The 7,898-nt window shown below is 41.7% G+C and carries 5 protein-coding genes and 1 pseudogene; 2 read left to right on the top strand and 4 right to left on the bottom strand.

The window, feature by feature from the left end; genetic code table 11:
- Positions 1 to 134: 134 nt before the first annotated feature.
- Entirely contained in the window at positions 135 to 287 is a 153-nt protein-coding gene (locus F6K13_RS09195; protein WP_192901127.1) for a hypothetical protein, read from the bottom strand.
- A gap of 373 nt (positions 288 to 660) precedes the next feature.
- On the opposite strand from F6K13_RS09195, the gene F6K13_RS09190 reads away from it, so the two are divergent.
- Complete coding sequence (locus F6K13_RS09190) at positions 661 to 1,041, top strand: hypothetical protein (protein ID WP_124145104.1); 381 nt, start codon at positions 661 to 663, stop codon at positions 1,039 to 1,041.
- Between the two features lie 474 nt (positions 1,042 to 1,515).
- A complete protein-coding gene (locus tag F6K13_RS09185; RefSeq protein ID WP_124145103.1) occupies positions 1,516 to 2,547 on the top strand; it encodes a leucine-rich repeat domain-containing protein in 1,032 nt (343 codons plus the stop codon).
- 840 nt (positions 2,548 to 3,387) lie between these two features.
- On the opposite strand, the gene F6K13_RS09180 is transcribed toward F6K13_RS09185, so the two are convergent.
- From F6K13_RS09180 to F6K13_RS35000, 3 genes and pseudogenes are all read right to left on the bottom strand, one after another.
- Positions 3,388 to 4,593 (bottom strand): thioesterase domain-containing protein, encoded by a 1,206-nt coding sequence (locus F6K13_RS09180; RefSeq protein ID WP_124155201.1) that lies wholly within the window; start codon positions 4,591 to 4,593, stop codon positions 3,388 to 3,390.
- A gap of 18 nt (positions 4,594 to 4,611) precedes the next feature.
- Positions 4,612 to 6,183, bottom strand: a complete 1,572-nt coding sequence (locus F6K13_RS09175; RefSeq protein ID WP_287287242.1) for an amino acid adenylation domain-containing protein — start codon at positions 6,181 to 6,183, stop codon at positions 4,612 to 4,614.
- 60 nt (positions 6,184 to 6,243) lie between these two features.
- Positions 6,244 to 7,587 (bottom strand): annotated as a pseudogene (locus F6K13_RS35000) (condensation domain-containing protein); the annotation flags it as partial.
- Positions 7,588 to 7,898 lie beyond the last annotated feature (311 nt).

Raw genomic sequence — 7,898 nt, 5'->3', positions numbered from 1 at the left:
TCGATCTAAACCAGATATATTATCTAAGTGCTGAGAGTTTTGAGAGTTCATAGAGCTAAGTCTCCTCAATTACTTACTTTCTCAGTATCTCAGATATTTCTGTATTAACAGATACTTTTAATAAAAATTTATCTTTATGGTTCTGGGAATTGACCAATTTGTAGGGACAATGCAACTTGCTCAGTTAAAGATACTGGAAGGTCTGCTTTATGGGAAATGATTCCGTGACCAACTCCAGTTATTATTCCTAAGATGGCTGGCAATACTAAAAAAGTGAAGTTTTTCATTGATGATGACTAGAAAAATTACAGTTAGAGCATCTCAATTTCACGATGTTTAATTCTGTAACAAAGTTTACTTTTTAGTTAAATTTTGTTAAGCCGTCTAGTACAATTTTCCAATCAGACAAATCTCAGGAATTCTGAGTCCCTAAATTAAACCTAAATAATTAATCTAATAGACATCTGGTGAAAAAGATATATATAGATTTTTTGCAGGAGTAGGCAACAGCTCATCTGGCAACAGGCAACAGGTAAGATATTTTTACGCGCGAAGGCACGAAAAAGGATTTTTTAGGGTTAATTTTTCGTATCCTTAGCCTGCTCTAATTAAAAGGTTTTAGAGAGTGATGCTATAAAGGAGAATAATATAGATACTCCGATGGCTACTCCAACATTCCAAGTATCAATCCTTAATGGTGAAACTGTCATAGTTTTTCCAGAGCAGTTTGGAGCGCCACAAAAAATAATTATAACTCTTACACAAGCTGATTTTTTACATCATAACAAAACTCAAAAAGAATTAGCTCAAGAATGGCAAAAGACAATTAGTTCAAAGATGAGTGAAGGAATAAGGGAAAAAGACCCTAGATTTTATACTGAAGAACAATTGAATGACTTCAAAAAAAGTATATTTTTTATTTTAGTGACATTAGTTCTGAGCTTTGATGTATTTTGGCTACAAAGAATTTGTAAAATTTTCTACCTCAATACTAGAAATCAATTAAAAATTTTAGAAAAGTTGATAAATCTCGATCAATAATTTGCCCAAATAGAAGACTTAAAAACTATTGTATCTCAACTCAACTCAGAGACAAATCAACAGCAAAATCCTTTAATTACTGACTCCAAAAATACGAAATCAAATATCATCCTCAACTCAGCAATAGCCAATCAAATATTACTGAGTATTCAGCTAAAATTAATTTTACAAATCATACCAAAAATTTCTTTGAGACAACAAAACTTTCTCAAGCAAGAACTAAACATCATAATTTTCATCTGACGCTTACTAAGATGGGTACTCGTGTTTATTTGGGGTTCTCGGCATTTTGAGGGTATTGACGTAATTCCCTTATCTAGACTGACTCTTCCATAAAATGTGTAAGTCCCATTAGGACATAGACTAATCATAAACCTCAGACAGGAAAATGTTTTTTCCCCTATTCCCTATTCCCTGCTATCGCATTGATTATAATTACTTTAATATCAACAAAATTTTGGAGTAAAAGTCGTAATGAAAAGACTCAAAGTAATCTTTTTGGGAATTTATATTTGGGTAGGGATACTGCTGATGCAACCTTACCTAAATGCTAATTCTACCTCGCCAGAAAATTTTTCTACCTTTACAGAATGGTGTTTAAATCAAACAAACATTTCTTCCACTTCTCAATATACAGTTAAAATTCTATTGCAAAAAGCCAGAACGAATGACTGTATTGAAGCAGACAAAAAACTTTCTAGTCTTTCTGCCATCTCTCTCAATAATAATTATATTATAAATATTGCTCCTATATCCAGCCTTAAAAATCTCACAAAACTATCCCTAAATGCTAATCAAATCCAAGAATTATCCCCTTTATCTAACCTTCCTAAGTTAACTCATTTATTTCTCGATAGTAATAAAATTGAAGATATTTATGACTTGTCTAAATTAACTAATTTAACTGAATTAGAACTCAACGATAATAGAATAAAAAATATATATCCTCTATCTAATTTAACTAAATTAACTCATCTGAGCCTGATTTTTAATCAAATTGAAAATGTATCTTCTATCTCCAACTTAACAACATTAACTGAGCTAAATCTCGGAGTTAATCGTGTTACAAATATTAAACCTCTAGCTAATTTAACCAATTTAACTCACCTATATCTTAACGATAATCAGCTCAGAAAAATTGCGCCCTTATCTAACTTAACTAACCTTACTAATTTGTATTTATATCGCAATCAAATTAGTGACATTTCTTCTCTTTCTAACCTCACTAATCTAACTTATCTTAATCTGAGTGATAATTACATTACTGAAGTTTCCAATCTTTCTAGTTTAAGGAATCTGAAAATTCTGATCCTGGTGTTCAATCAAATTACAAAAATTGATTCTTTATCAACTTTGACTAACCTTAATTTACTAGATTTAAGTCGCAACAAAATAACAGATATTAATTCCCTCTCAACTTTAATTAAATTAGATGTACTGAATTTGCGAAATAACCCAGTTGCCAGAATTTGCCCCCTCCAACCAGAATCAATTTGTCGCTTCTAATAGAAGAAGGAAGAGGCAACAGGCAACAGGCAAGAGGGAAAAATCTTACGTTTCAAGTTTTTTTTGATTTTTTGAACTACTACTTGCAGAGTAAAATTATTAGCTGATTTTCGATCTAACGCCTGTATTTAGGGTTTGCTGAAAAAGTCCTTTAGTAGGGGGTAGGAGACAACCCACCCCCAACCCCTCCCAGGAAGGGAAGACAGGAGACAACCCACTCCTAACCCCTCCCAGGAGGGGAGAAATGGGAATGAGCGAGGAGGTAGGAGCTAAGTTTTGTCCCAAGATTGTTCTGCCCAACTATGCGCCTAAAATACTAACTTTTTGAGCCTTTTAGACTGAAACAGGCGCACTTTTTTCGTTCCCAAAAAGGTTAAAATCTTTATATGTCAATGCTTTTATATTTAATCAGCAAGCCCTATTTAAGAGCTTAAAAATAGAGTATAGTTTGGCTTTTAACTGCCAATTTAAAGTATAAACTCCTGAATTGACTAAAAAAATCAAGATATATAATTGGTTAAAGATTACCCTTATATCATGTCCGGTAGCATCGTTTGTGTATAGAATTAGGTTGAAATTGCGGGAAACCCTTCTGCATCCTGCCTCCTGCCTCCTGCCTTACCTCCTCCAAAGTGTAAGTATTCAACCGGACATGATATTAGATATGAGGAATAATTATGTGACCAACCTGTATAAATAAGCGATACCTTTTAAAGGTATCGCTAAAATCCTTGACTTGCAAGGTTTTTGCTTTTATCAAAATTAAAAATAACTTATTATCTTAATAATAAAAGCGTTTATTATTACAACGCAACTCGACTGTCGCCCATCGGTCCAATATTAATTCGCCAGAGCGCGATCGCGTGCCTGCTTCAGCCGTTCTGCTAAAACCCGCACTTGAGGTTCCCGGATAATCGAGAAATGTTCTCCAGGAATCTCGTGGATTTCAATTTCTCCCCCAACATAATCTCGCCAACCTAAAGTCCGATCACCCCCTATATCTATTAGCTGCTCGCTGGCATTAAACAGTACAATATTACCTGGATAAGGTCGCGCTTCATAGTTATAAGACGCAATAGCCGTGGCTTGAAAAACTTCAAACAAATTTTCCAAATCCTCAACTCTCACTTCCTCCGGCAATAGATCAAACATCTTAGCTCGTTCGAGGACATACCCCAATCGCTCCTCTGGTATCAGTTGTTGTAGTTCCTCACAGGATACGAGAACTTCTTTCCCCCAAGGAGCGCTCATTTCTTCAGCAAATAATCTGAGATAAAAAATATCGGGACTTAGCATTCTTCCTGGCGTGCTATCAATCAGAAGCCTGTGGTGTTCGGGAGCAGAAGCTTCTATTAGCGCTAGCAATGCCAGGGTATCCCCTTGTTGGTGTAACTGTTGTGCCATTTCTAAAGCTAAATGACCACCCACGCAAAAACCAACCAAGTAGTAAGGACCGCGAGGTTGAATAGTTTTAATTGCTTTTAGGTGGTGAGTGGCGAGTTCCTTGAGAGTAGTAAAAGGCGATCGCTCTCCATTGAGACCAGGCGCTTGCAAACCATAAATCGGTTGTTCGCTCCCCAGATTGCGGGCTAAATCTAGATAAAATAAGACAGTGCCGCTGCTGGGAGGGATTAAGAAGAGAGGCGGTAAATCTCCATCGGACTGCATCTTAACTAGAGGCGAAGTTGACTCATAATCTTTACCCGAACGCAGAGAAATAGCGAGCTGCTCAATAGTCGGACTTTGCAAAAGTGCTCCCAAAGAAAGATTTTTTCCCAACTGCTGTTGCACCCGAGCAATTAAGGCGATCGCTAACAAAGAATGACCGCCGATGTCAAAGAAATTATCTCGGATGCCTATGGGAGAAACTTCCAAAACATCAGACCAGATTTGTGTCAGTTGCAATTCTAGGGTATCGCGAGGTTCAATAAAAGTGGCATCGCTACCGGTGCTAGTTCCGTCCGGTGCGGGGAGCGCCCGCCGGTCAATTTTACCGTTGGGAGTTAGGGGTAGGGAGTCTAGCATCACAAAAGCCGAAGGCATCATATAGTCCGGCAGCTTTTCTCAAGGAAAAGCACGCAGTTTTGGAGTTAGTTTCTGCATTTGCTTCCCATACAAGGGATTATTGACAAAGTCGCTACAATTTTTCTGGGAAGATGGAGAAAAAGATTGATTGGGAACTACATAAGCCACCAGGCGCTTGTTACTCGGTTGGTCTCCGAGAACTATAACTACAGCTTGCTGCACTTCTAGGCGTTTCGCCAGTAGCGCCTCGATTTCTCCTGGTTCGATCCGGAAGCCGCGAATTTTTACCTGGTTGTCGATGCGACTGAGAAGTTCGATGTTGCCGTCCGGGAGATAGCGTGCCTGATCTCCGGTTTTGTACAGACGGTTCCCCTCCTGGGAGGGGTTAGGGGTGGGTTCTGCCTTATTGCCACCGAAGTGTAAGTATTCTACCGGATTTGGTATAAAAGGATTAGCAATAAACTTTTTTGCACTTAACTCCGGACGGTTGAGATAGTCTCTGGCTAAACCGATGCCACCGATATGCAGTTCTCCTGGTACGCCGATGGGAACCGGTTGGAGATGATCGTCGAGAATATAGAGAAGAGCGTTGGCAAAGGGTTTACCGATAGGAACTGGGGACTCAAGGGGTCGCTCGAGCTTGGTGCTTTCAAAATAGCAACTGTCAATGGTTGCTTCGCTGACTCCATAAGAATTCACTAACCGAGTTCCCGAACCGCAGAATTGGCGAAATCGTTGGTATTCTTGCACAGACCAGCTATCGGAACCGATCGCCAATACCTTCATGAAATCTAGGTTTTGCTCGGTGTTCTCCAAATACTCGATTAAGTTTCTCATTACCGCTGGCACAAATTCTGCGTAATTGACTTGCTCTTGGAGCATCAATTGATACAGCTTTTCTGGCTCTAACAAAAAGTCCCTCGGACAGAGAACTAATTTGGCTCCCGAGCAAAGGGCGCGAACCCAATCTCCCGTAAAGACATCAAAGGAGAAACTCGCCATTTGCAGATGGCTGCTCTGGGGACGTAGCTGGTAAGCTTGCTCCCAGGAACGATAGGCATTTACCAAACTTTTATGCTCGATTTCCACCCCTTTTGGCTTTCCGGTAGAACCTGAAGTGTAGATGACGTAAGCTAAAGAAGCTGGTTGGGTACGAAGGGCAAGATTTTCCGCGCTATACTGAGAAATGACCGGCCAATCTTTATCCAAGAAAACAACCCGTCCCTTGCTTTCTGGGAGTCGAACCACTGACTTTTCGGAAGCTAACAGCAAAGTTACTCCCGAATCTTCTAGCAAATAAGCCAGGCGATCGCGCGGATAGCTAGGGTCTAAGGGTAAATACGCCCCACCTGCCTTGAGAATGCCCAACAATCCCACCAGCATTTTAACCGAGCGCTCTATGCAAATCCCCACTATTACCTCTGGACCTACTCCCAGAGATTGCAAATAATAGGCCAATTGATTTGCCTTAGCGTTCAGATCCCGATAGGTAATTTGTTCGTTCCCAAAAACTACCGCGATATTGTCTGATCTCCGTTTTACCTGCTCTGCAAACAACTGATGAATGCACTTATCTTGGGGAGCATCTGTCTGAGTATTGTTCCAGGACACCAACAATTGATGTTGTTCCTCTGACCTCAGGATTGGTAAAAACGCAACGCGCTGTTGTGGATTGGCGACAATCGATTCTAGCAAGCATTCTAAATGTCTCGCCCAGCGGCGAATAGTTTTGGCATCAAATAGGTCGGCACTATATTCCCAGATGAAATGGAGAGATTTGTCAAGTTCCTCAATTGCCAAACTCAGATCAAATACGGAACCCTGTTGGTGTACGGCTAAGTATGGCTCGATAGACAGTGCTTTCTCACCTGCTGGGAGTTCGGGGTTCTCCGGTTTGTACCAGCGATGCTTGCGCCAAGTGAAATCGACTTGAATTAGAGGGTGTCGGTTAGCATCTCGACAAGGGTTGAGTCGTTTTACTAATAAGTCGAAGGGATAATCTTGATGAGTCTGTGCCTCCGTTACCGTGTGATGGATGCGGGCGAGAAATTCTACGAAGGTGGGGTTATCCGCAAGAGTTGCCCGCAAAACGACCTCGTTGTTACAGTAACCGACAAGGCTTTTAAGCTCCTCAACGCTCCACCTTGCAGCCATTGCGCTTCCTAGCAGGATGTCTTCTTGACCCGATAAGCGATGTAGCAGGACAAAGAAGGCAGCCAGCATAGTCCGGTAAAGACTGACTCCGATATCGGCAGCTAGTTGTAGCAGTTTCTCTCGGAGTCGTTGGTCGATCTCGACAATATGGAATTCATTCCGACCGCTTAAATCCCTTGGTCGCGCTTTGTCTGTTGGCAGATTCAAAATCGGCAAGCAGTCGGCCAGTTGTTTCTGCCAGTAGCGAAAGAGTTGTTCTCCTCGTGCAGACAAGAGCATCTCAGACTGCCAGGACACATAGTCGGCGTATTGCCAGGGAGAATCTGCCAGCAAGTTAGCTATTTTTGCCTCTGGGAGATTCTCGACAGAAGCCGCGTATAGTACCCGGAGTTCTTTGATAAGCAAGTCAAATGACCATCCATCCCCGGCAATGTGGTGCATGGTTATCAATTGGACAAACTCTTGGGGCGATCGGGCAAACAGATCCAAGCGCATTATCGGACCTGTTTCCAAATTGAAGGGACGTTCTACTGCTGCCATAATTTTGGCCTTTAATTCGTCGGATCCCCACCCAGAAGCATCTGTTACCTCAATCTTGACGTTGCAGTCTTGACTAACTACTGCAACGGGTTTGCCATCCTGAGTCCTATAGGTAGTTCGCAGGATCGAATGTCGTGCAATCAGCTTTTGCCAAGCCTTTCGCCAAGTCTCTAGGTTTAACTCTCCAGCCAGACGAGTGGTTATAAATATGTTGTAAGCTACGCTTTCTGGAGCCTTCTGGTAGATGAACCATAATGCTTGCTGTCCCCGCGAGAGAGGGGAAGGTAACTGGGAGTTTTCTAGAGATTGATTCTGTATCAAGATGCCTTTTACCGAATGAATAATTAGGGTTTGCGCTCAAAAGTCTTATGGGTGAGGGTAGGAGACAACCCACCCCTAACCCCTCCCAGGAGGGGAAGACAGGAGAAATGGGTCGGGAGAAATGGGTCGGGAGAAATGGGTCGGGAGCACCGATTCCTGGGTAAGGCCGTTGTTAAAAATTAGCTCGGCGCTGCCCTGGTCAAACCGTCCGTAGGCTCCCCCAGCGCTGGGCTGATTGGTATAATCCAGCCGTTCGAGGGCCAGAGGCGAATATGTGGTGACGGCTCCGGCAAAGCCCTGGTCGCTGGGGA

Source organism: Okeania sp. SIO2B9, from assembly GCF_010672505.1.
Lineage (GTDB): Bacteria > Cyanobacteriota > Cyanobacteriia > Cyanobacteriales > Microcoleaceae > Okeania > Okeania hirsuta.
The sequence above is the reverse complement of the archived record's forward strand: the minus strand, read 5'-3'. Positions and strand labels throughout refer to the sequence as shown.

Bases quoted from the DNA above. Each gene is read 5' to 3' on its own strand.
- F6K13_RS09180 (WP_124155201.1), bottom strand. From the start codon at position 4,593: ATGATGCCTTCGGCTTTTGTGATGCTAGACTCCCTACCCCTAACTCCC.
- F6K13_RS09185 (WP_124145103.1), top strand. From the start codon at position 1,516: ATGAAAAGACTCAAAGTAATCTTTTTGGGAATTTATATTTGGGTAGGG.
- F6K13_RS09190 (WP_124145104.1), top strand. From the start codon at position 661: ATGGCTACTCCAACATTCCAAGTATCAATCCTTAATGGTGAAACTGTC.
- F6K13_RS09195 (WP_192901127.1), bottom strand. From the start codon at position 287: ATGAAAAACTTCACTTTTTTAGTATTGCCAGCCATCTTAGGAATAATA.